We start from the raw sequence: 25,637 nt of genomic DNA, 5'->3' as shown, positions 1-25,637 counted from the left end.
CCATAATTACAGATGAATAATTAACCAATGTAAGCGACAGAAAAGGCTTGAAATATTAAAGAACCTCATTAAATTGAAGCAAATAATACTTTTAAACAATTTAATTTATCATGAAAATTAATCGACACATTTTAACGCTTTCTTTGTTGTTTATTGCTTTGATAGACAATCACTTGCATGCCCAAACTTGGGAGAAAATTTATTCTGAAAACAATTGTACTAAGCGATTAGAAAATACATTAGCTGCTGTTGGGGATAAATTAGTTTTATTAGGTGGAAGAACAGTGAAATCTACCGAAGTATTTGACATTAAAACAAAAACTTGGACTAAACTTGCAGATGCACCCTTAGAAATACATCATTTACAAGCTGTTACTTTTCAAAATGAAGTTTATGTAATGGGAGCTTTGACGGGACAATATCCACATGAAACGCCCATCCCTAATATTTACATTTTTAATCTTCAAAAGAATGAATGGAGAAAAGGACCAGAAATTCCTAGCGATAGATTAAGAGGGTCTGCGGGTTGTGTAGTGTATAAAAATAAAATTTATATGGTTTGTGGTATTCAGGATGGACATTGGGACGGTCACGTTGCATGGTTAGATGAATATGACCCACAGAAAAATACTTGGCGTAAGCTTGCTGATGCTCCGCATGTTCGAGACCACGTGAGTGTAGCCGTGATTAAAGATAAATTATACTTGGCCGGAGGCAGACGTTCAACAGCTAAGATTAACCAAGTATTAAATCTAACAGAAGCTGCTGTAGATGTTTATGATTTTAAGCAGAACACGTGGGAAACATTGCCCGAAAACTTAAACATTCCAACACAAAGAGCGGGCTATTCAGCAGTAGCATTGGGGAATAAAGTGTTGATTATTGGTGGCGAAAGCCCTGCGCAAGTTCCTGCACATAGCGAAGTAGAAGCTTATGATGTTGATAAAAAAGTATGGTTAAAATATCCAAGTTTAAATCAAGGTCGTCATGGAACAGGAGCAGTTGTGGTAAAAGGGAAAGTTTATACCATAGCAGGTTCAGGAAACAGAGGTGGTGGGCCTGAACTTGAAGCGATTGAAGTGTTGAAATAAAATAATAATACCTGCTGAAAACAGAAGAATAGCTGTTTTCAGCAGGTTAATAAGTGGAAATAAACAGAACCAACAATTAAATACAATTAAAGAGTAAACCTATTTTTTAAAATGGAAAAAATTACCGATTTATTTCTAAGAGTTTATCCTATTGAAGGGGTGTCTAGTAAAAGAAGAATGTTGTTGCATGTTGTTTTTTGGGTATTTCTTTATTTGTCTTTTTGGGTAATTTTTGTTTTACCTACAGCGAGTTTAGGGTACAAATTCACATCAGTAACTTATGTTTCTGCTCTTAATATGATTATTTTTTATGGAACCATTTACTTAATCTTACCAAGTTGGGAATCTGATGGATTTAAAAAATATGTCATAACAATTTTGGGTACAGCTACACTTCTTTTAATAATGGCTATACTTTCATATTTAAGGGTTAAAATAGTTGTTGAAAATAAATGGTTAATTTATCAGTTATCCAGTGATGAATATTGGAAACACTATTACAATGAAGGGATATGGTATTTTTTTAAAACTAGAGATATGATTGGTTATACTCTTGAAATCTTTCTTACTGCTTTACCAGCCTTTTTTATCAAGCTTACTCGTTCATTAGCTAAAAGTGTTTCTGAAAAGAAGCAAATAGAAATTGATTATTTAAGAGCACAAATTAATCCTCATTTCTTAACAAATACACTCAATAATATTTATAGTCTTACTATTACAGAAGATAAACGTAATGGTGATGCAATATTATCGTTATCAAGTTTATTAGATTATGTACTTTATGAATCTAATCAACAAACAATAAGCTTGGAAAGAGAAGTGAATTTCTTGACAAATTTCATAGCATTAGAGAAAATCAGAAATACCAAAAGACTGGAAGTAAGTTTTGAGGTAGAAGGAGAAATTCAAGGAAATATTCCGCCGATGGTGCTTATTACCTTTGTTGAAAATGCTTTTAAACACAGTATCGGAGATTTGAAATCAAAATGTTTTATTAAAATACAATTAAAAGTTATTGATAACCATTTATTATTCAAAGTAGAAAATAGTAAATCAAATAAAGTATTAGCCAATAGAAAGAATACCTTTGGAGGAATAGGTTTAAACAATGTAAAAAAACGTCTATCAACACTTTACCCAAATACTCACACGCTTGAAATTAATGATGAAAAAGATAGTTATTTGATTTATCTAAAGTTAGGCTTATCATAGAAACATTGAGTAACACCATAACACTCTCTTTTTTCATTTCATCCCCTTCATGCTTTCTTCAAGCCTAATTTCCAATTTTTAGTATATTTGTGGATATTGTAGCGTGAAAATACGTGCTGAAGCGTTTCTCTATCAGATTTCTTATATCAATGAACATCAAAAAAGACATAGTAATGAGGCTACGCCTCGTGTTTTTGCTAATCCTTTGCTTTGCAGGAGGTATCATTTGGCGTATTGTTCAATTGCAAAATATCGAAGGTGAAAAATGGCGTAAAGCATCTAGTCTCAGATACGTTAGTGAAAGAACGATTGAAGCTGTTCGTGGGAATATTTATGCAGACGATGGTAGTTTGCTGGCTACTTCTTTGCCTAAATATCGTTTAGGTTTCGATCCGCTCGTTTCTTTATCAGATAAAAACAAAAGGATTTTTGATGATGGAATCGAAGAACTTTGTAAAAAACTCTCCAACTTTTATGGTGATAAAGATTGGAAAGACTATTACTCTATGATTAATCTGGCTCGTCATGAAAAAGATCGATACATTCTTTTAAACAATTCTTTGATTGACTTTCAAGATGTAAAAATGATGAAGAAATGGCCTATTTTCAAAGAAGGAAAGTATAAAGGCGGTGTAGTTTTTGAAAAAGTAAATGTGCGTTATAATCCTTTTGGTAAAATGGGTTTCCGTACCATTGGTTATAAAAAAGACAAAGAAAAAGTAGGGATTGAAAACAGTTTTGATAGTCAATTAGCGGGAGTTCCCGGTAAAGGTATTTTTGAAAAGATAGGACAAGGAAGTTTTCGTCCGATAGATGGCGGAGAAGAAGCTATTCCTATTCCCGGTTTAGATATTCACACCACTATTAATGTGAATATTCAAGACGTTGCAGAAAGTTCTTTATTGAGAGCTTTGAAAAGGTCGGGAGCAGATAAAGGTTGCGTAGTTGTGATGGAAGTAGCCACAGGAGAAATCAAAGCAATGACCAACCTTACTAGAATGCGTGATACTTCTAATTATGCAGAAACTTATAATCATGCAGTGTTAGGTTTGACCGATCCCGGTTCTGTATTCAAATTAGCTTCGATGGTTGCTTTGATGGAAGAATGGAATCTATCTAATGATGAATTAGTAGAAACAGGAGATGGAAAAATAAAAATTGGAGATAAGATTCTGGAAGATTCTAAAACAACAGGTTACGGAACAATAACAGCCCAATCTGTTTTTGAACATTCTTCAAATGTTGGTACAGCCAAATTGATGTTAAAGTATTTTGGAAAAGGAAATGAAAAGAAGTATTATAAAAAATTACATGATTTTCATTTAGATCAAAGACTGAATTTTCAATTAAGACCTGATGCTATTCCAAGAATTAGTCCACCGAAAAAAGGGGATATTACAGGTTTACCTTGGAATTCTATCGGATATGGAATGTTACTGACGCCCCTTCAAATGTTAACCTTTTATAATGCCATTGCAAATGATGGCAAATGGATTCAGCCCATCATCGTAAAAGAAACTAGAGTAGCGGATAAAGTAGAAGATGATTTCAAGCTAAAACAAGAAGTAGATGAAAACCCGATTTGTTCAGAAGAAACACTTAAAAAAGTAAGAAAAATGCTTGAAGGTGTGGTAGAAAGAGGAACAGCATCGAACATCAAAAATGATTTATATAAAATTGCTGGAAAAACAGGTACTTCGCAAAAACTGATTAATGGCAAGTATCGTAAAGGAATGTATTATACTTCATTCATCGGTTATTTTCCTGCGGATGCACCCAAGTACAGTTGCGTAGTAGCGATTGATAATCCGAGAGGTGTAAAAAGAGAAGCTCTTTTTGCAAGTGATGCTTCGGCACCAGTGTTTAAAGAAATTGCAGATAAGATTTATGCTTGTGATATTCAAATGCACAAATTATTGGCAAAAGATGCAAACGGAGGAGTAAAGCTGACGAGTCAGAAGCAGATTGCCCATACTTCGGACATTAAAGCAATCAATGAAGAATTTGGTATTGAAAGAAAACCAAGCAATGAAGGTTGGGCAGTGATGCAAGCTGAAAGCGGTAAAGTACATTATGAAGAACATAGTAATCCTAAAAATAAAGTACCAGATATAAGAGGAATGTCTCTGAGAGATGCCATTTATATTTTAGAAAACAAAGGCTTTAAAGTAAGTTACTCAGGTTTTGGGAAAGTGAAGAGTCAATCCATTCCTCCGGGAGTAATTGCTGCGAAGAATAGAACCATTGGTTTAGTGTTGAATTAGGAGTAAATAGTTGTGAATTGTGAATGATGAGTTGTGAATTTAGGAGGTTAAATTGTAGCAACAATTTACAAAAGAACAGTACATCAACATTTTTGACTCGCAATTCATCACTCACAATTCACAACTCGTACTGATTAAAATAAAATTCCTTTTAAATATTTATTATGCAAATCCTGTCCAATCTTTTTAAAAACATTCAAACGATTACTATCATTGGTGATTCGTCAGTAGAAGTATCCTCTATTATTATTGATTCTCGTGCAGTTATAGAAGGGTCAATGTTTGTTGCTTTAAAAGGAACACAAGTAGATGGACATACTTTTATTGAAAAAGCAATTGGATTGGGAGCGAAATCAATTCTTTGTGAAGATTTACCTGAAGTACAAGCAGAAAACATTACTTATATCCAAGTAAAAGATGCTTCAGAAACTTTGGGTTATGTAGCTTCTACATTTTATGGTAATCCTTCGGCGAAATTAAAATTAGTTGGCATCACAGGAACTAATGGAAAGACGACAACCGTAATGTTATTATTCCGTTTGTTTCGTCAATTAGGTTATCGTTGTGGATTGATTTCAACTGTTCAGAATCAGATTGATGAAGAAGTAATTCCTTCAACACATACCACGCCCGATGCCGTAAGTTTAAACAAACTCTTGGCAGAGATGGTACAAGCAGGCTGTACTCATGCTTTTATGGAAGTAAGTTCGCATTCAGTGGTGCAACATCGTATTACAGGATTAACTTTTGCAGGAGCAATTTTTTCAAACATCACACATGACCATCTAGATTTCCACGGAACATTCGATAATTATATCAAAGCCAAAAAAGGTTTTTTTGATGCTTTACCCAAAACAGCTTTTGCATTAATCAATGTAGATGACCGTCGTGGTTCGGTAATGGTTCAAAATACCAAAGCAAGTATCAAAACGTACTCTTTAGAAACACTTGCTACCGTAAAAGGCAGAATCGTTTCAGATAGTATTTATGGCTTGCAAATGGAAATAGATGGACGAGAAATACATTTCCAGCTTATCGGTACTTTCAATGCTTATAATTTAATGGCAATTTATGGTGCAGCTACTTTGTTAGGCGAAGACCCTGACGAAGTATTGGTTGAAATGTCTGGTTTGAAAACCGCACCGGGAAGGTTTGAACAAATCGTTTCTATTAAAGACAGAAAAGTAGGCATTGTAGATTATGCTCATACGCCAGATGCACTTGAAAATGTGTTGAAAACTATCAAGCAAATTAAAGGTGATGACCAACAAGTAATTACTGTAGTAGGTTGTGGAGGAAATAGAGATGCTACCAAGCGACCAATCATGGCAAAAATTGCTTGTAATTTATCAAACAAAGTAATCTTGACTTCCGATAATCCAAGAAAGGAAGACCCAATGGAGATTTTAGCACAAATGCAAAAAGGAGTTCCGCCGATTGATTTCAAGAAAACTAAAACGATTGAAGATAGAAAAGAAGCCATTTTTTATGCAGTAAATACTTTGGCACAAGCAGGAGATATTATTTTAGTAGCTGGGAAAGGACATGAAACTTATCAGGACATTCAAGGAGTGAAACACGATTTTGATGATAGATTAGTATTGAAAGAAGCTTTTGCGAACTAACAAAAGTTTTCAACAAAAGAGATAAAGGATTAGCAACTGAATATTGCTTTAAAACTCAATAACATTAGTAAATTTGCTTCTGTTTTTATTTTTTAAAAGCTATTTGAGTCTGTCCTCATAATTTTTCGCCATCATTCTAACCAAATTATTATGCTTTATTATTTATTTGATTATTTAGACAAACACTTCAATTTTCCTGGAGCGGGTTTGTTTCAATACATCACTTTCCGTGCTTTTGCAGCGGTAATTACCTCTTTAGGAATTGCGGCGATATGGGGAAAAACAGTTATCAACTTACTCAGAAAATTACAAATTGGCGAAGCCATCAGAGATTTAGGTTTAGAAGGACAAATGCAAAAAAAGGGAACTCCAACAATGGGAGGATTCATCATTTTGCTTTCATTAATTGTGCCTACACTTTTGTTTGCCAAGCTTGATAATATTTACATCATCTTATTATTAGTAACAGCAGTTTGGTTAGGTGCTGTAGGTTTTATTGATGATTATATTAAAGTATTCAAAAAGAATAAAGAAGGACTTTCGGGTAAATTCAAAATTGTTGGTCAGATTGGTTTAGGGTTAATCGTGGGTTTAACGATGTGGTTCAACGATGGCATTAAAGTACGTTTTTACGAAAAAGCTAAGATTGCTTCGAACATTGGAGAAGTACAAAAATTTACCGATTCAAAAGCTCTGATTTCAACTGTACCTTTCTTGAAAAACAACCAATTTGATTATAGTTATCTGATTCCAGACTTTTTAGGATTAGATGAATATACTTGGGTGGTTTATGTAATTGCAGTGATTTTCATCATTACGGCGGTTTCGAACGGAGCCAATATTACAGATGGTATTGATGGATTAGCCGCAGGAACTTCAATGATTATCGGAATAGGTTTAGCAGTGCTAGCTTACGTTTCTGGAAATAAAGTATTTTCACAGTACTTGAATGTAATGTTTATTCCTAATTCAGGAGAGTTAGCTGTTTTTTGTGCCGCCTTTGTCGGGGCTTGTATTGGCTTTTTATGGTACAATTCATTTCCAGCACAAGTATTTATGGGCGATACTGGTAGCTTAATGTTAGGTGGAATCATCGCTACTTTGGCCATTGTAATCAGAAAAGAATTGTTGATTCCTGTACTTTGTGGTATTTTCTTGATAGAATTACTCTCCGTAATTATGCAAGTGAGTTATTTTAAATATACCAAAAAGAAGTTTGGTGAAGGACGAAGGATTTTCCTGATGTCACCATTACATCATCATTTTCAGAAAAAAGGCTACCATGAAGCTAAATTGGTAACCCGTTTCTGGATTATCTGTATTCTTTTAGTAGTAATATCAGTAGTAACTTTGAAATTACGATAGCATTTAAAGAACTGATTTCTCAAAAAACACTTTCGGTTTGCCGAAAGTGTTTTTTGTTTTTAACCTATAGTAAACGTTTTTCTTAATTCACATGAATATACGACCATTCGTAAAAACTTTCCAGATTTTATAATGAGACAAAAAACTAATTTGTAATTTTGACGTTATTAATTTGTGAAGTTTAGTCAATCAAGCTTACCAATACAGTACAGCAAATTAGCGAGATTACATTAAGTTTGTTTTGTATTGAGATGACGTACACATAAATGGTAAGTTGAAATACTTATTTAATTTTATCTTTTTAGTAAATCATAGCATATCATGTTAATCAAGATCATCCTCATCATTTTATTTATCATATTCATTTTTCCAAGTTTGTTAAAATGGGCTTTTAGAGGATTTGTGGTTTCTCAAATCAATAAAGCACAGCAAGACTTTCAGCAACAACAACGTACTCAACATTCGTCTAATCATAAAAATAAAAGAGAAGGACAAATTGACGTTGATTATGTACCTACTAAAAAAGGAAAGGGAACTGAAAACTTCAATGGAGGTGAATATATAGATTATGAAGAGGTAAAATAAACCTCTTCGCTACACTTATGTTGATGAATTTTATCATCTTATAACAAACAGGGGTATTCGTATCATTATTCTTCTGATTTGTCTAAAATCAAGTTTAAAAATTTTGATTTCATGATAAAAATTGTATTTTTGTTAAACGTGAATTTGTACTTTTTGTGGAATTAAGCCCAAAACATATTCTTTTTTGCATTAAATGCACATTTTTGATACTTTTCTTCATCAAAACAAATCCAATATCTGCGAGTAAAAATAGTACTAATCTAAGTTTTTTTGTTGATGAACATAGCGTTGTTTTAAATAACAATTCCATATTATCTTCTAAGGATTTCTCTAAAATGAATGGCTTTTCATGCCAAAACAATAATAACTCATCAAAGCGATACAAGTCATTAAAAGCCTTACGTAATCATGCTTATTTTTTCTCATTAGAAAACCTCATTTTGGGTTTTGATGATTCTGATTTGGATGATGACGAACAACAACAAGTTCAAAAAAAAACAAAGACTTCAAAACGTAACAGAACAGCTTGTATCGGTAATATCTTTAGCCCAGCTGATACTTTTATATTTGATATTAATAATCTTCATGAGACGAAAAGTAATTTCATCTACAAAGATGCTCATTACCTCGACGTCATTATTTTATTCCACTCACCACCCCCAGAATACTCCCTTTTTTTAGTGGCTTAGTATTCCAAAAACTTTCTTAAAAATTTGTGTTAATGATTGATAGAGCCTTCGTTCCTTACGAAGATTTATCGCTATGGCTATTCTTTTTTGAAAGATTTTGATCCGTAAAATCTTAATGTATTGTAAAACTGAAAATTTATTCAGTATCTCAGAAACTCCTAGAAAAGTTTCCTGATAGCGTATTGATTTTTGATAAAACATCTCACTCTTTTTTAGTGAGGAAGACTTTATTGGGTTTTGCCTAAAGCACTCTATTTACCCAAATGTATTTATTCACTTAATTTATTTATGTAATGAAAAAAGTATTCATGCTTACATGCTTCAGTGCTGTTTTATTGATGACGGCATGTTCAACAAACAAAGACAGTAAAGAAAAACAAGAAGAATTTCCGACGACTAACCCAATCGTCATTGATACAGAGTACAATAATGATTATGTGTCAGACATCAACGCTATCAAGAATGTAGAAATTCGTGCGAGAGTAAAAGGTTATATCGAAAAAATTTATGTGGACGAAGGGAAATTTGTAAAGCAAGGACAAATATTATTTAGTATCAGTAGTCAAGAATATAAAGAAGAAATCTTGAAGGCAAAAGCATTGCTAAAAAGTGCTATTGCAGAAGCAAAAGCAGCAGAATTGAATCTGCAAAATGTGAAATTGTTGGTTGATAAAAATGTAGTTTCTAAAACAGAATATGAAATGGCAAAAGCAAAATTAGATGCTTTGAATGCCAGAATTGAAGAAGCACAGTCGCATGAAACAAGTGCTAAATTGAAATTGTCATTTACTGAAATCAAAGCACCATTTGATGGTATTGTTGATAGAATTCCGAACAAAATAGGAAGTTTAATCGACGAAGGAACATTACTAACCACGATTTCAGACAACCAAGAAGTATTTGCTTACTTCAACGTATCTGAAAAAGAATATTTAGAGTTTGCTAAAACCATCAGAGAATCTGCAAAAAGCGAAGTTTCCCTGATTTTAGCGAACAACGAAACACATAATTATAAAGGAAATATTGAAACGATTGAGGGAGAGTTTGATAAAAATACAGGAAGTATTGCTTTTAGAGCCCGTTTTTCAAATCCTGAAAAAATATTAAAACATGGTTCAAGTGGTAAAGTAAGAATTAAAAATAATGTAAAAGGTGCGTTAGTGATTCCGCAGAAATCAACTTTTGAAATTCAAGATAAGATTTTTGTGTATGTGTTGGATAAAGACAATAAAATACAAACCAGAAGTATAGTGCCAAGGTTAAGAATCCCACATTTGTATGTCATAGAATCAGGCGTTACAACAAGTGATAGAATTATTTATGAAGGTATTCAGAATGTGAAAGATGGCATGAAAGTCATTCCAGAAATGATTTCGATGACAAAAATTATTGATGATTTAAGAAATAAGTAATCATCATCTTTCAAGCTGTAATCGACATTATCAGTGTTGAAATGTTTCGATTAAATATCTTTCATCAATCCAAAGACGAAAAAATATGTTTACAACATTCATCAATAGGCCAGTGCTGTCAATCGTAATTTCCCTGATAATTCTATTATTAGGGCTTTTAGCAATGACACAACTGCCCGTTACACAGTTCCCAGATATTGCTCCACCAGCAGTAACGGTTACAACAAAATATACAGGTGCCAATGCCGAAGTATGTGCCAAAGCAGTAGTTACACCTTTAGAGCGTGCCATCAATGGTGTTCCCGGAATGACTTATATGACATCCGTTTCAGGTAATGACGGAACAAGTATCGTACAAGTATATTTTCAAGTAGGAACAGACCCAGATTTGGCGGCTGTAAACGTGCAGAACAGGGTTTCAACAGTTTTGGATGAATTACCCGAAGAAGTAATTAAAGCGGGGGTTTCTACCGAAAAAGAAGTAAACAGTATGTTGATGTACCTAAACATCATGACGAGTGATACTACTGCGGATGAAAAATTCCTATACAATTTTACAGATATTAACATTCTTGCAGAATTAAAAAGAATTGACGGAGTAGGTTTTGCCGACATCATGGGGCAACGTGAATATTCTATGCGTGTGTGGTTAAAACCAGATAGAATGACAGCCTATAATGTTTCGGCAGAAGATATCATGAATGCCCTAAGAAGCCAAAACGTTGAAGCTGCACCCGGAAAAATTGGAGAAAGTTCTGGTAGAAAAGCGCAGTCTTTGCAGTATGTATTACGTTACACAGGTAAATACACCAAAATTGAACAGTATGAAAATGTAATTATCAAGGCTAACCCTAATGGAGAAATACTTCGTTTAAAAGAAGTTGCGGATATAGAATTTGGTTCGCTTGATTATGACGTACTTTCTAAAGAAAATGGAAAACCGTCTGCGGCGATTATCTTGAAACAAAGACCGGGTTCGAATGCGAGTCAAGTAATTGCAAATGTAAAGAAAAGAATGGCTGAGTTGAAAGTAGCAACTTTCCCTCCTGGAATGGACTATAACATCAGTTATGACGTTTCTCGTTTCTTGGATGCTTCTATTCACGAAGTAATCAAAACCCTTATTGAAGCCTTTATTTTGGTGGCTTTGGTTGTATTTATTTTCTTACAAGATTTCCGCTCTACTTTGATTCCTGCATTAGCAGTACCTGTTTCTTTGATTGGTACCTTCTTCTTTATGCAGATTTTTGGGTTTTCGATTAACTTATTAACCCTTTTCGCCTTAGTATTAGCTATCGGGATTGTAGTAGATAACGCCATTGTGGTTGTGGAAGCCGTTCACGCAAAAATGGAAACAGAACATTTGGATGCCAGAGAAGCAACGATTTCATCTATGAACGAAATCAGCGGAGCGATTGTGGCGATTACTTTGGTAATGACAGCCGTGTTTATTCCTGTAGCATTTTTATCTGGTCCAGTTGGGGTTTTCTATCGACAGTTTTCTATTACCATGGCAATTGCCATCGTGATTTCTGGGGTAAATGCCTTAACGTTAACGCCAGCACTTTGTGCCATTATGTTGAAAAACAATCATGGAAAACCTAAGAAAGTAACATTGATAAGTAGATTCTTTGATCAGTTCAACAAGAAATATGATGGTTTGTCGGATGGATATAAAGCGTTATTAGGTTCGATTGCGAATAGAAGAGTAGTTACTTTCTTGATGTTAATTTTCTTTATTGGTGCTACTTGGGGTACAAATATCTTTTTGCCTTCTGGCTTTATTCCAACAGAAGACCAAGGTACAGTTTATGCCAACGTAACGACTCCATCAGGTTCGACAGTTGAAAGAACAGAAGCTGTAATGGATGAAATTCAGAAAGCAACTACTGAAATAGAAGCCGTAGAATCAATTTCTACTTTATCAGGTTTTAGTTTGCTGACAGATGGTTCGGGTGCTTCTTTCGGGATGGGGATGATTAACCTAAAGGCTTGGGAAGAAAGAAAAGAATCGGTAGATGATGTAGTGGAGATTTTGAAAGAAAAAACCAAAAATATCAAAGATGCAAGTATTCAGTTTTTCCCCCCGCCAGCAGTACCGGGTTATGGTAATGCCAGTGGTTTTGAATTAAGAGTACAAGACAGAACAGGTAGTGGCGATTTACAAAAACTTCAAAAAGTAACGCAAACTTTTATTGAAGAACTGAACAAACGTCCAGAAATTCAGAATGCTTTTACCAGTTTTGATGCGAGTTTTCCACAATATTTAATCAATGTGGATAACGATAAAGCAGCCCAAAAAGGCGTTTCTGTGAATAATGCGATGGACAATTTACAGTCATTGATTGGTAGTTTCTATGCAACAAACTTTATTCGTTTTGGACAAATGTATAAAGTAATGATTCAGGCATTGCCAAAATACCGTGCGCAACCAGATGATATTTTAAGAATGTATGTGAAAAATGATAAAGGTGAAATGGTTCCTTATTCTGCTTTTATCAGAGTAGAGCGAGTTTATGGACCAGAACAGCTTACTCGTTATAATATGTACACTTCGGCGATGATTAACGGCGAACCTGCTCCAGGTTTCAGTAGTGGTAAAGCCATTGAAGCCATCAAAGAAGTAGCTTTAGAAAAACTTCCTAAAGGATATACTTATGATTGGTCTGGGATGACACGTGATGAAATTTTATCAGGCGACCAAGCTATTTATATTTTTATCATTTGTTTAATCTTCGTTTATCTTTTATTAGCTGCCCAGTACGAAAGCTTCTTGTTGCCAATTCCAGTAATTCTTTCTTTGCCAACAGGAATATTCGGAGCATTTGCTTTACTCTTGGTTTTAGGTTTACAGAACAACATTTATGCACAAGTAGCACTCGTCATGCTGATTGGTCTATTGGGTAAAAATGCCATTTTGATTGTAGAGTTTGCCATTTTAAAACAAAAAGAAGGACGTACTCCACTTGAAGCTGCTATTGAAGGGGCAGTATCAAGATTAAGACCAATTTTAATGACTTCTTTTGCCTTCATTGCGGGACTAATTCCCTTGATGACAGCCTCTGGTGCTGGTGCTATCGGTAACCGAACAATTGGTTCGGCAGCAGCAGGCGGTATGCTTTTCGGGACGGTATTTGGCGTAATAATTATTCCGGGATTGTACGTAATTTTTGCAACAATGGCACTGAAAAAAACTAAGAAAAATAAGAAAGAAGAATTAATTCTTAATTAGAAAATGATGATTAAACTAAAATATTATTTACTCTCTTTTGGGCTTTTCTTGGCGTTGATGTTTACGAATTGTAAACCCTTGAAAACCTACAAACAGCCTTCGTTGAAAACAATGCCTGAATCTTATAACAGTAAAAAAGATTCAACCAACGATGCAGCGATTAATTGGAAAAGCTATTTTACAGATGAAACGCTGATTGCTTTGATTGACACAGCTTTGACCAATAATATTGATTTGTTAATGACTTTGCAAAAAATTGAAATGGCGCAACAGCAACTCAATTTTGCGAAAGTATTAGGAAAACCATTTGTGAATGCTGGAGTTTCGGTCGGACAAAAAAGATTTGGAAAATATACAATGGATGGAGTGGGAAACTACGATACCAATTTTTCAAATAATATTACCGACGACCAAAAAATATCAGAACATCTTCCTGATTTTAATATTGGCTTACAAAGTTCTTGGGAAGTTGATATTTGGGGTAAATTGCGCAATAAAAAAATGGCAGCCATTGCTCGTTATTTAGCAAGTGTTGAAGGTAAAAACTGGATTATAACTAATTTGATTTCTGAGATTTCAGCAAGTTATTATAGCCTGATTGCTTTGGATAATGAATTAGATATTATCAAAGAAACCAGAAATCTTCAATTGAATGAGTTGCAAATTATTAAAGCGCAAAAAGAAGCTGGTTATGCCAATGAATTAGCGGTAAAGCAATTTGAATCGAGAATTCTCAATACAAGAAGTTTAGAAGTAGAAATTTTGCAGTCGATTGTTGAAATTGAAAACAAAATCAACTTCTTGTTAGCAAGGTATCCGCAACCTATTTTTCGTGATAAATTGCAATTTACCAAACCTTTGCCAACGCAAATCCGAATGGGAATTCCGACACAATTATTGAGAAATCGCCCAGATGTGAAAAAAGCAGAGTATGAAGTAATGGCGGCCAAAGCAGATGTTGAAGCGGCACGTTTGGCTTTTTATCCTTCATTAAATATCAATGCGAATGTTGGATTTCAAACCTTTAATCCAGCTTATGTTGTTTCTCCACAGTCAATCGCCTACAATCTCTTAGGTGGTTTGTCGGCTCCAGTAATCAACAGAAAAGGATTAAATGCAGATTTCGGCATGGCGAATGCCATTCAAACAGAAGCTTTGTATAATTATCAAAAAAGTATCATTGGTGCTTATACAGAGGTTTATAATGAGATGTCGAACATTAAAAATCTTAATTTAATTCAGGAATTAAAGAGCCAAGAAGTAAGTATTTTAACGGAATCTATCGTTACTTCTACCGATTTATTTAAAACTGGTAGAGCCACTTACTTAGAAGTTTTAATCACTCAAACCAATGCTTTACAAGCCAGAATCGAATTGATAAATGTGAAAAAACAACAATACGATGCCGTTGTGAATATTTATAAAGCATTAGGCGGAGGTTGGAGATAAATTGTTTTGGGATTCTTCATAGAGGAATATTTCCTTAAAAGAAGAATCCCATTTACAACATCGACAAATGTAAGTGAATGGTATTTTTGAGAAAATAGCGAAGGAAATGTTTCCAAATAATTTCCTTAAATTCGTATCATCAATAAATTAAAATTACCTTTCATGAAAAAAAATACACTTCTAATAAGCATCTTATGTTTATCAGCTACTTTTTTCCAGACAAATGCTCAGAAAATCGCTGAAAAATATGCTAAAACCATTACGGTAAAAGACCTAAGAAAACACCTGACTTTTATCGCTTCAGATAGTCTAAAAGGACGAGACACAGGTTCGCCAGAACAAAAAGTAGCCGCAGAATATATCGCCAAACAATTCAGTAATTATGGCTTTAAAGCTCCCGTAAATGGTAAATCGCACCTTCAATTGGTAGATTTAGTAAAACGTGGTTGGGGCGATTTTTACTTAAAAACAAAGAATAAAGAATTCAAATACTTATCAGATTTCATAGCCAACAGCATTTCGCCAATGCCACAAGAAGAAAACTTTGAAACGGTTTTTGTAGGATACGGGATTGAAGATAAAGCTTTAAACGATTACGAAAGTGCAAAAGTAAATGGTAAAATCGTCGTCGCTTTTGAAGGCGAACCACGTTTGGCCGATGGGAGTTACTTGATTTCTGGGAATACAGAAATGTCGAAATGGAGTAAAGGCGATGCATGGAAGGAAAAAATGGCAACTGCCAAAAGTAAAGGAGCAAAGGCTTTATTGTTGATTTCAAAACAAAGTGTTGAGGAATTTGAAAAAGTAATTAAGCAACGCCAAACGATGTTAAAGCGTTTTGGAAATGCCAGAATTAACTTTGCAGAAGAGAAAGACCCACAAAGTTCAGATTTCGCAGTTTTGACGATTGGACAAACCATGGCTGCTGATTTATTCAATACTACTGTTGCTGAATTAAGTATTTTAAAAGAAAAAGCAATTACTAAAAGTGTTGCTAATCAATTGGAGAAACAATCTGTAAAGATTAAAATTGAAAGAACTGTTCAGCCTGTTGAAACTTATAATGTATTAGGATATTTAGAAGGAACGGATAAAAAAGATGAATTAGTGATTGTTACTTCACATTATGACCACGTAGGAGTAACCGATGGGAAAATCTATAATGGTGCTGATGATGATGGTTCTGGAACGGTTTCGGTTTTGGAAGTAGCTCAAGCATTTAGTGAAGCTGCAAAATCTGGAAATAAACCAAGAAGAAGTATGCTTTTCATGGCCGTTACTGGTGAAGAAAAAGGCTTGTTGGGTTCTGAATATTATGTAAGACATCCAGTTTTTCCATTAGAAAGTACAGTTTGTGACATTAATATCGACATGGTTGGTAGAACCGACAAAGAACATGAAGGTAAAGGTGATTATATTTATGTGATTGGTTCAGATAAACTTTCTTCAGAATTGCACGCTTCTTTGATTGAACAAAATGCAAAGCATAATCCAATTGATTTAGATTTTCGTTTCAACGACCCGAACGACCCAAATCGCTTCTATTATCGTTCAGACCATTACAATTTTGCCAAAAATAAAATTCCTGTAGCATTTTTCTTCAATGGTGTGCACGACGATTATCACCAACCGACAGACGATGTTGAGAAAATAGAATTTGATAAAATGGAGAAAAGAGCCAAGTTGGTATTCTATTTAGCTTGGGATATTGCCAATCGTGATAAGAGAATCGTGGTAGATTCAGATAAAAAATAGGCTTCTCTTTCTGTCATTTTACGTTAATCTGATAAATCTAGGCTTCAATTTGTGAATAAATATTCCAGATTGGAGCCTAGATTTGTTAATCCATTTATGAAAAAATACTTCTTTTTACTTCTTCCGTTTTTTTCGACTGTTTCTGATGAACAGACGGTTACTTATTTCGCTGATACAATTTCCACTGAAAACTTAGAAAAACACTTGAGTTTTTTGGCAAGCGATAGTTTAAGAGGTCGTCTGACGGGTTCAAAAGAACAGAAAATTGCGGCTGTTTATCTGGCAAAGTATTTTCAAGAAAATGGACTAAAAGCAATTGTTGCTCAGAATACTTCTGATTCCTCATTTTTTCAGTCTTTTTACATCAAAAAATATTTTGGAGGACAACATAGTATAATGTTGAATCCAACCAATAAAATGAGCCGAGCAAAGAATGTAATTGCTACCGAAAACGTAATAGGCTTTTTGGAAGGAACTGATAAAAAGGAGGAAGTATTGGTTATTTCTGCACATTACGACCATATTGGCACTAAAAATGGAACTGTATTCAACGGTGCTGACGATGATGGTTCTGGAACAGTAGCGATGATGGAAATGGCGAGAGTATTTTCAGAAGCTAAAAAGCAAGGAAAAAGTCCAAGAAGAAGTATTTTGTTTATCGCTTTTGCAGGCGAAGAATATGGACTTTTAGGTTCAGAGTATTATACAGAAAAGCCTGTAATTCCTTTGAAAAATACGATTTGTGATTTGAACATTGATATGATTGGAAGGATAGACGAACTCCATGCCAATCAAAAAAACTATGTTTATTTGATTGGTTCAGATAAAATTTCTCAAGAATTACATGCTCTGAGCGAACGTAATAATGCGCTTTTTACAAACCTGAAATTAGATTATAGCTATAATTCAGAATCGCACCCACAACAATTATACTATCGCTCAGACCATTATAATTTTGCTAAAAACAAAATTCCTATCATTTTTTACTTCGATGGCGAACATCCAGATTATCATCAATCTACCGATGATGTGGATAGAATAGATTTTGAATTACTCAAAAAAAGAACTCAATTGGTGTTTTACACCGCATGGGACATTGCCAATCGAGAAGGAACATTGAATTAATTATTACCCAAGAATTGCTTTTTCGATTACTTCTGGAAAATGTTTATGTTCTAATACTTGTCCTTTCTTAGCAACATCTTCAGGCGTATCGGTTGGCAAAACTGGATAGGATGCTTGGAAAATGATAGCGCCTTCGTCGTAATGTTCGTTAACCAAATGAATAGTAATACCCGATTCTGTTTCTTTGTTTTCTACCACAGCTTCATGCACAAAATGCCCGTACATGCCTTTTCCTCCAAATTTTGGTAAAAGTGCTGGATGAATATTGATGATTTTATTCGGAAAAGCTTCTACAATATTTTTAGGAACAAGCCATAAAAAGCCCGCTAAAATTACCCAGTCGATGTGGTTTTCTTTCAGAATATCAACTACTTCACCAGATTTGAATTGTTGACGATTGAACATCACCAAAGGAATATTTAATCGTTCGGCTCTTTGAATTACACCTGCTTCAGGATTATTACAAAGAAAAAGTTTTACGTTGATTTCTTTCGAATCTGAAAAGTATTCAACGATGCGTTCGGCATTTGAGCCTGAACCAGAAGCGAAAATGGCAATATTTTTAGACAAAACAGATTGGATTTAACAAATTTCAAACAAATTTAAGGATAGAATTACAACCTAGCCCAACTTTTAGGTGTCTTTGTTTCAACTTAAATATCTAAATCATGAAAAAGAATATTTATCGTACTGTAGCAGTTGCTCTATTAACAACACTTGTTTGGGCTTGTGGTATAACACTTGACCCAACGCCTTTATGCGGATGTTCGCCAGTTCCTAGTCTGAGTGACATCATGGTTGGGAAATGGAATTTTGTCGGTTATGTCAAAGAAGATAGTTTGGTGATTGAAAAAGAGTTAGTGAAGACAAGCACAGCAAAGTTTCCTGTTGATTTGGAGATAGCTCGTAGTAATACAGCCCAAAATGCCAACGATTTAACAATCAATGGAAAATCAGCTGTTAATACCTATAATGGAAGTATGACTCTAGCTACAAGTACTAGTTGGAGGGATTGGACTGGTTTGGCAAGTGGAAGTTTAGGGCAGACCAAAATGGCAGGTTCACCAACTGAAATGGCTTTTGAATTAAAGTATTTTAATAGTTTACTGGCAAGTGAACAGGTTAAAATTGAAGATGGAATGAATCTCTTATTAAGAATCAAAATTCCAAATGATGAGATGCTTTTTGTAAGAAAAAGATAAAATGACAGAGGCGAATGAATTAATTTCATTCGCCTCTGTCATTTTAAAGTTGATTCGTAATCATTTTCTGTAAAGCCTTTTCTTCCAAATATCCAGTTGAACGCTTTACTTGCTTTCCATTTTTGAAAATGATAAACGTCGGAATTTCATCTACTTTATAATTTTCTACTACTGATTTACTGGCATCAGCATCTACTTTCACAAATTTCACTTTTCCTGACAATTCCTGTGAAAGTTTATCGACAGTCGGCATCATTTTGATACAAGGACCACACCAAGAAGCGAAAAAATCTAAAACGACTACATTATTTTCTTTCAAAATAGTCTCAATTTCTGTTTTAGAGTACCCTTTAGCATTGGTATTTTCCTTTGAGCCTTCAACAGGTAAGTTGTTCGCTGTCCATTTTAAATAACCACCTTGTAATTCATAAACCGATGAAAACCCATTTTGCTTCAATACTTCAGCCGCTGCCTTGCTTCTTCCTCCAGACAGACAATACACGAAAACAGGTTTAGTTTTATCTAAAGTATTTAATTTTTGAATAAAGTCTGGACTACGATAATCAATATTCAGCGCTTTCGTCAGATGACCTCCGCCAAATTCGCCAGCAGTACGAACGTCTAAAAGCTGTGCATTGTCAGTTTCAGAATATTTTTTCTGAAATTCATCAGTTGACAAAACTTGTGAGAAGCAATTACTTATATTTGCAGTAGAAAGTATGGTAAAAAATATAAATGTGCGAATAATATTTTTCATTATTTTTAGTATTAAAATTAAGTAACTATGAAAGTATTAGAAAAGTACAAGCAATCTTGAAAAAAGGCTTAAATTTGTTTTCAAGAATTTGAATAAAGTATTCAATTCACTTGAAAATAGTTTTGATTTTCAAAGATTGAATAAATATTTTACTTGAAGAAGAGAGAGTATTATCTAATTTACAAAAATTCCCTCCGTTTATAACCAAAAACAAAATTTACGCAAAATGAGTGCAATTCAACATGTACACGCAAGACAAATTTTGGATTCTCGTGGAAATCCAACAATCGAAGTAGATATCCGTACCGAAGATGGTGCTTTTGGACGTGCCGCTGTGCCTTCTGGAGCTTCAACAGGTATTCACGAGGCCGTTGAATTACGTGATGAGGATAAAAGCGTTTACGTGGGTAAAGGTGTTTTAAAAGCCGTTGAAAACGTAAATACTGCTATTGCTCAAGAATTGTGGGGCTTAGAAGTTTCTGAGCAAAATATGATTGACCGTTTGATGATTGAATTAGACGGAACGCCTAACAAAGGTAATTTAGGAGCAAACGCTATCTTAGGTGTTTCTTTAGCAGTAGCTAAAGCGGCAGCTCAAGAGTCTGGTTTGTCTTTATATCGTTATATTGGTGGTGTTAATGCTAACACTTTGCCAGTACCAATGATGAATATCTTGAACGGTGGTTCTCATGCTGATAACTCAATCGACTTCCAAGAATTCATGGTAATGCCAGCTAAAGCTGAGTCATTCTCACACGCTTTGCGTATGGGTACTGAGGTTTTCCATGCTTTGAAAGGTGTATTGAAATCTAAAGGATATTCAACTAACGTAGGTGATGAAGGTGGTTTTGCACCAAACATCAAATCTAACGAAGAGGCAATCGAAATCGTTTTACAATCAATCGAAAAAGCAGGTTACAAACCAGGTGAAGAAATTTTCATCGCAATGGATGCTGCTGCTTCTGAATTCTATAACGAAGAAACTGGTCTTTATACATTCAAGAAATCAGATGGCAAGCAATTGAACAACATGGAAATGGCTGCTTACTGGAAAACTTGGGCTGATAAATATCCAATCATCTCTATCGAAGATGGTATGGCTGAAGATGACTGGGCTGGTTGGGCAGAGCAAACTAAATTGATTGGTAGCAAAGTTCAATTAGTAGGTGACGATTTATTTGTAACAAACGTAAAACGTTTACAAATGGGTATCGAACAAGGTGTTGCTAACGCTGTATTAGTAAAAGTAAACCAAATTGGTTCTTTAACTGAAACTATCGACACTATTAACTTAGCGAAACGTAATTCATACAAAAACATCATGTCTCACCGTTCAGGTGAAACTGAAGATGCTACAATTGCTGACTTAGCAGTAGCATTGAACACAGGTCAAATCAAAACTGGTTCGGCTTCTCGTTCAGACCGTATGGCTAAATACAACCAATTACTTCGTATCGAAGAAGAATTAGGCGCAAACGCTTACTTCCCAGGATTAAATTTCTAATTGGAAATAACAGATTTAAAAGAGCCTTGCAGAGTTTTTGCAAGGCTCTTTTATTTTTTAGGGCTGAAATACCTTATATTTGTATATCTAAAAAGCAACACTTGCCATTGCTATGAAAAAATTACTCTTAGTAAAATATAGATTTTATACACTTACACTATCAGTGTTGGTAGTTTGGATGTTTTGTTTTGATGACAATAATGTATTTACTCAGATTAAAATGTATCGTGAATTAAGCAGATTAGAAGATGAAACGGCTTATTACGCTGAGAAATTAAAGGAAGTAGAAAAAGAAAAAATAGAAGTAATGGGAAGTCCGAGTTTGATTGAAAAGTTTGCTCGTGAAAAATATCTGATGAAAAAGCCCAATGAAGAGATTTTTGTGATTGTCGATGAAGACAATCTGCCATTAGAGAAGTAAATCTTTTCAAAATAAATGCAAATGAGCCTGTATTACTAAGCCGTTTTACAGGTTTTTTTGTGAAATTTGTAATCTAGCTTTATTTTACACAATTCTTAGTTTGGATGAATCTCTGAATTGTTATCGTTAAAAAAATGATGTTAAAAATCTTATTTGTTTGTACTGGTAATATTTGTCGTTCGCCTATTGCGGAGGAAACTTTTAGAAGAGCTGTGAAAGCCCGTGGTTTACAGCGTGTCATTCAGTGTGATTCTGCCGCTACTCATGCTTATCATATCGGAGATTTACCCGACCCACGTACTCGTAAAAATGCAGAATTGCATGGGCTAGAACTTACTCATCATTGTAGAAAGCTTTCTGGAGAAGATTTTTCTGTTTTTGACTACATTGTAGCGATGGACAATTATAATATGGAAAATATTCAAACCATCAGCGCACGTTCTATCGGCATTAAACAAGCAGAAGAAAATTGCTTTTTGTACAGAAAATTTGACAATGTACTTCAAAATAAAGTAATGGAAGTGCCTGATCCATACTATGGAAATTCTGATAATTTTGAAGAAGTTTATCAAATTGTGAATCGTTGTGCGGATACTTTTTTAGATTTCTTAATTGATAAACATCATTTGTAGATGAAAAGATTAATCTTAATATTACTGACATTAATTTCGAGTGAGATTTCAGCGCAATCTTATCAAGAAAGTATTTTAAAACATCGAGAACATTATAAAAATGAGTTTTTGGAAAGTGGTAGTAATAGCCCTTTAAAAAAGGAGGATTTGGCATTTCTTCGCTTTTATGAACCTGATGAAAGCTTCAAAGTAAATTGTACTTTTAAAAAGTCAGATAATGTTAGTCCATTTAAAATGATGACATCGTCTGGCAAAAAGAAAGAATACTATAAATATGGAGTACTCTCTTTTCAGTTGCAAGGGCAAAATGTTGAGTTGAATGTTTATAGAAGTATGGATTTGATGTCGATACCGAAGTACAAAAATTACTTATTCATTCCATTCAAAGATGCTACAAATGGCAAAGATACTTATGGCGGCGGACGATATTTAGAGCTTGAAACTACCGATATTCAAAATGATAGCGTAATTTTAGACTTTAATAAAGCATACAACCCTTATTGTGCTTTCAGTAATGGATATTCTTGCCCGATTCCACCCAAAGAAAATCACTTAGCGGTATCGATTGAAGCAGGAGAGAAAACTTTCGGAAAAGAACATTAATTGATAATGGTGAATTGTGAGCGGTCCGCCGCAGCGGTGATGAGTTGTGAATAGTTTGAAGATAAGTTTCAAGATTCTGATTTGCAGTATGTTACTTGATTAATCGAATTTTAAAAATTATAAAAAACTCAAAGCTCATTGCTCAAAGCTTACAGCTAATTTCTAACGCTAATAAAACAAATCAAGCAATACACGTGGACAAAAAAGTAATTTTAATTATCCTTGACGGTTGGGGAATAGCTCAGAAGGGTTATGAAGACCGTTCGGCAATCATTGCAGCCAAAACGCCATTTTATGATTCTATTTTGGCGAATAATCCAAACAGTACCTTGGTTACATTTGGTCCTGAAGTAGGTTTACCAGAAGGACAATTTGGTAATTCAGAAGTTGGGCACATGAATTTAGGGGCTGGTCGTACTGTAAAACAAAGTTTGGTACGTTTGAATGATGCGATTGAACAAGATACTCTTCGCCATGAACCAGTTTTAGTGAAAGCGATTAAGTATGCTAAAGATAATAATAAGCCTTTCCATTTGATGGGTTTAGTTTCTGATGGTGGTGTACATGCACATATCAATCACGTAAAAGCATTGTGTAATGTTTTGAAAGATAATGGTTTAGATAAAGTATATATTCATGCTTTTACAGATGGACGTGATACTGACCCTAAATCAGGCAAAGGATATATCGAAGATTTATCTTCTTTCTTAGCTACTTCTGTGGGTAAAATTGCCAGCGTAACGGGTCGTTATTATGCAATGGACAGAGATAACCGTTGGGAACGTATCCAAAAAGCTTACGATGTAATGGTGAAAGGAATCGGAACTGAAACAGAAGATGTTTTGGCTTCAATTGCGGCATCTTATGAAGCGGGTGTGACAGATGAGTTTATCGACCCACTTTTAGTAACAAAAAATGGAGTACCAGTTGCTACGATTGCAGAAGGCGATGTAGTATTATGTTTCAATTATCGGACAGACCGTCCGCAGGAAATCACAAAAGCGTTAACGCAACAAGATTTCCCTGAAAATGGTATGAAGAAATTGGATATTCAGTACTATACTTTAACGAATTACAATAAGTCTTTTGTTGGAGTAAATGTAATTTTTGATGACAGTAACTTGCCTGCTACTTTAGGTGAAGTATTATCTGAAGCTGGTAAAAAACAAATCAGAATTGCAGAAACTGAGAAATATCCACACGTTACTTTCTTCTTCTCGGGTGGACGTAACGAAGAATTTGAAGGCGAAAGTCGTATTCTTTGTAATTCACCGAAAGTAGCTACTTACGATTTACAACCAGAAATGTCTGTGTATGAAGTACGTGATAGTTTAGTACCTGCTTTGGTAGATGAAAAAGCTGATTTCGTTTGTTTGAACTTTGCTAATCCTGATATGGTTGGTCATACTGGCGATTTCCAAGCGGTAGTTGAAGCTTGTGAAGCAGTAGATCAATCTTTAGAAGCTGTTGTGAATGCAGGTGTTGAACATGGTTATTCTGTAATCGTATTAGCTGACCACGGAAATGCTGATTATATGATTAATGACGATGGTTCACCAAATACGCAACATAGCTTAAACCTTGTTCCATGTATTTTGATTGATAAAGATAAAAAAGCAATCAAAAATGGTAAATTAGGTGATATTGCTCCAACAATTTTAGATTTGATGGGTGTTGAAAAGCCAGCAATTATGACTGGTCTAAGCTTAGTTTAGAGTGTAGAGTTGTGAGTGAACAAATAAAACATGAGTTATCAAAACAATAAAAAGCGGTCGAAATTAGTTTTTCGACCGCTTTTTTATGATTGATGAGCAATGAATTCCTACTGTTTGAGCGGAGCGAGTTTAGGAATTCTTGATTTTTTTTGCGGCCGCCGCTGCGGTTACTTTTTGTATCAAGACAAAAAGTAAGGACGAGTATAAATACAAAATCTCTAAAAACCTATAGAACTAGTTTTAAGAAAAAAATCGGGATGATTCTTGCTTTTGCTTTTCTATTTTAAGGTAATGGAATAATCAATTTTTCGCCTCTTTCAGTAATGTCTTTGGTCTTTTTATTAGCGTCCATGATTGACTGTTTGCTAACACCATATTTCTGAGCAACTACTCTTAAAATATCACCAGGACCTACTGTATGAATCGCTTTTACTTTTACATTCAATTTAGTAATGCCAACTTTAATACCTTCAGGTTTTACATCAGGATTAAGTGTTTGTAAGGCAGCTTTACTGATATGATAACGATTCGCAATACCATAAAAAGTTTCTCCAGCTTGTACTGTATGTACGAAGGTTGTTCCCTTTAAAGGTGCTTCCGTAGTTTTCTTTTCAGTTTTGGCTACTTCTTCAACCTTTTTGGTTTCTTCTTTTTTCTTCTCTGCTACTTTTTCTTCTTGAGCTTTTTTGTCTTGCTTTTCTGCTTCATCAACTGTTGTTGATGCTTCTTTATCTTCTTTTTCTGCACCTTCTTCTGGCATTTCAGTTGTTGGGGCAGTTACGAGATCAGCATCTTCTTGCCCTTTCATCGCATCCGATTTGGGTGGAGTACTTAGAACAACTTCAGTTTTGGTGGTATCATCACTCATCGACTGCCAACCAACATAAAGCAAAGCAATTACCAATGCCACTAATACCAAAAGGGTAATCATGGGAATGTTTGAATTTTCTTCTGCTGGGCGAGGATTACGATAGTCTTCCATATTTCGTAAGGATTGGT

21 protein-coding genes are annotated in these 25,637 nt (G+C 34.5%); 18 read left to right on the top strand and 3 right to left on the bottom strand.

What is annotated here, in order from left to right; all coding sequences use genetic code 11:
- The first annotated feature begins 110 nt into the window (after nt 1–110).
- From ABID42_RS01285 to ABID42_RS01230, 12 genes are all read left to right on the top strand, one after another.
- Nucleotides 111–1,091 carry a Kelch repeat-containing protein gene (locus ABID42_RS01285; RefSeq protein ID WP_367282130.1) on the top strand — a complete coding sequence of 327 codons (981 nt, stop codon included), beginning with the start codon at nt 111–113 and terminating at the stop codon, nt 1,089–1,091.
- Nucleotides 1,092–1,202: 111 nt separating this feature from the next.
- The gene (locus tag ABID42_RS01280; protein ID WP_367282129.1) at nt 1,203–2,303 is read left to right on the top strand and encodes a sensor histidine kinase; all 1,101 of its coding nucleotides are present in this window, start codon (nt 1,203–1,205) and stop codon (nt 2,301–2,303) included.
- Between the two features lie 173 nt (nt 2,304–2,476).
- Nucleotides 2,477–4,567, top strand: a complete 2,091-nt coding sequence (locus tag ABID42_RS01275) for a penicillin-binding protein (protein WP_367282128.1) — start codon at nt 2,477–2,479, stop codon at nt 4,565–4,567.
- 164 nt (nt 4,568–4,731) lie between these two features.
- A complete protein-coding gene (locus ABID42_RS01270; RefSeq protein WP_367282127.1) occupies nt 4,732–6,192 on the top strand; it encodes a UDP-N-acetylmuramoyl-L-alanyl-D-glutamate--2,6-diaminopimelate ligase in 1,461 nt (486 codons plus the stop codon).
- Between the two features lie 150 nt (nt 6,193–6,342).
- Complete coding sequence (mraY, locus tag ABID42_RS01265) at nt 6,343–7,557, top strand: phospho-N-acetylmuramoyl-pentapeptide-transferase (RefSeq protein WP_323257024.1); 1,215 nt, start codon at nt 6,343–6,345, stop codon at nt 7,555–7,557.
- Between the two features lie 321 nt (nt 7,558–7,878).
- Nucleotides 7,879–8,142 carry a DUF4834 family protein gene (locus ABID42_RS01260; RefSeq protein WP_323257022.1) on the top strand — a complete coding sequence of 88 codons (264 nt, stop codon included), beginning with the start codon at nt 7,879–7,881 and terminating at the stop codon, nt 8,140–8,142.
- Nucleotides 8,143–8,345: 203 nt separating this feature from the next.
- Nucleotides 8,346–8,831 (top strand): hypothetical protein, encoded by a 486-nt coding sequence (locus ABID42_RS01255; RefSeq protein ID WP_367282126.1) that lies wholly within the window; start codon nt 8,346–8,348, stop codon nt 8,829–8,831.
- A 308-nt stretch (nt 8,832–9,139) separates the two neighbouring features.
- A complete protein-coding gene (locus ABID42_RS01250) occupies nt 9,140–10,243 on the top strand; it encodes an efflux RND transporter periplasmic adaptor subunit (RefSeq protein WP_323257018.1) in 1,104 nt (367 codons plus the stop codon).
- Nucleotides 10,244–10,328: 85 nt separating this feature from the next.
- Nucleotides 10,329–13,475, top strand: coding sequence for an efflux RND transporter permease subunit (locus ABID42_RS01245; RefSeq protein WP_367282125.1), 3,147 nt, complete (start codon nt 10,329–10,331; stop codon nt 13,473–13,475).
- Between the two features lie 3 nt (nt 13,476–13,478).
- Nucleotides 13,479–14,924: a TolC family protein gene (locus ABID42_RS01240; protein ID WP_367282124.1), complete on the top strand. Its 1,446-nt coding sequence runs from the start codon at nt 13,479–13,481 to the stop codon at nt 14,922–14,924.
- 162 nt (nt 14,925–15,086) lie between these two features.
- Nucleotides 15,087–16,679 (top strand): M28 family peptidase, encoded by a 1,593-nt coding sequence (locus ABID42_RS01235; protein WP_367282123.1) that lies wholly within the window; start codon nt 15,087–15,089, stop codon nt 16,677–16,679.
- Between the two features lie 96 nt (nt 16,680–16,775).
- The gene (locus ABID42_RS01230; RefSeq protein ID WP_367282122.1) at nt 16,776–17,804 is read left to right on the top strand and encodes a M28 family peptidase; all 1,029 of its coding nucleotides are present in this window, start codon (nt 16,776–16,778) and stop codon (nt 17,802–17,804) included.
- Between the two features lie 3 nt (nt 17,805–17,807).
- Here the strand turns inward: ABID42_RS01230 and purN are convergent, their stop codons facing one another.
- Nucleotides 17,808–18,374 (bottom strand): phosphoribosylglycinamide formyltransferase, encoded by a 567-nt coding sequence (gene purN, locus ABID42_RS01225; RefSeq protein WP_367282121.1) that lies wholly within the window; start codon nt 18,372–18,374, stop codon nt 17,808–17,810.
- Nucleotides 18,375–18,472: 98 nt separating this feature from the next.
- Here purN and ABID42_RS01220 point away from each other — a divergent pair, with 98 nt between their 5' ends.
- The gene (locus tag ABID42_RS01220) at nt 18,473–19,006 is read left to right on the top strand and encodes an META domain-containing protein (protein ID WP_367282120.1); all 534 of its coding nucleotides are present in this window, start codon (nt 18,473–18,475) and stop codon (nt 19,004–19,006) included.
- 43 nt (nt 19,007–19,049) lie between these two features.
- On the opposite strand, the gene trxA is transcribed toward ABID42_RS01220, so the two are convergent.
- Nucleotides 19,050–19,763: a thioredoxin gene (trxA, locus tag ABID42_RS01215; protein ID WP_367282119.1), complete on the bottom strand. Its 714-nt coding sequence runs from the start codon at nt 19,761–19,763 to the stop codon at nt 19,050–19,052.
- Between the two features lie 226 nt (nt 19,764–19,989).
- Here trxA and eno point away from each other — a divergent pair, with 226 nt between their 5' ends.
- From eno to gpmI, 5 genes are all read left to right on the top strand, one after another.
- On the top strand, nt 19,990–21,267 hold the full coding sequence (gene eno, locus ABID42_RS01210) for a phosphopyruvate hydratase (RefSeq protein ID WP_323257002.1): 1,278 nt from the start codon (nt 19,990–19,992) through the stop codon (nt 21,265–21,267).
- A gap of 112 nt (nt 21,268–21,379) precedes the next feature.
- Nucleotides 21,380–21,688, top strand: coding sequence for an FtsB family cell division protein (locus ABID42_RS01205; RefSeq protein WP_323257000.1), 309 nt, complete (start codon nt 21,380–21,382; stop codon nt 21,686–21,688).
- 134 nt (nt 21,689–21,822) lie between these two features.
- Nucleotides 21,823–22,320 (top strand): low molecular weight protein-tyrosine-phosphatase, encoded by a 498-nt coding sequence (locus tag ABID42_RS01200; RefSeq protein ID WP_367282118.1) that lies wholly within the window; start codon nt 21,823–21,825, stop codon nt 22,318–22,320.
- Nucleotides 22,321–22,923 (top strand): DUF1684 domain-containing protein, encoded by a 603-nt coding sequence (locus tag ABID42_RS01195; protein WP_367282117.1) that lies wholly within the window; start codon nt 22,321–22,323, stop codon nt 22,921–22,923. It begins immediately after the preceding gene.
- Nucleotides 22,924–23,117: 194 nt separating this feature from the next.
- A complete protein-coding gene (gene gpmI / locus ABID42_RS01190) occupies nt 23,118–24,638 on the top strand; it encodes a 2,3-bisphosphoglycerate-independent phosphoglycerate mutase (RefSeq protein WP_367282116.1) in 1,521 nt (506 codons plus the stop codon).
- Between the two features lie 283 nt (nt 24,639–24,921).
- On the opposite strand, the gene ABID42_RS01185 is transcribed toward gpmI, so the two are convergent.
- Nucleotides 24,922–25,620, bottom strand: a complete 699-nt coding sequence (locus ABID42_RS01185) for a LysM peptidoglycan-binding domain-containing protein (RefSeq protein WP_367282115.1) — start codon at nt 25,618–25,620, stop codon at nt 24,922–24,924.
- Nucleotides 25,621–25,637 lie beyond the last annotated feature (17 nt).

Origin of the sequence: Arcicella rosea, from assembly GCF_040543805.1 — a bacterium.
GTDB classification, from domain to species: domain Bacteria; phylum Bacteroidota; class Bacteroidia; order Cytophagales; family Spirosomataceae; genus Arcicella; species Arcicella rosea.
This window is presented reverse-complemented; position numbering and strand designations above follow the sequence as displayed.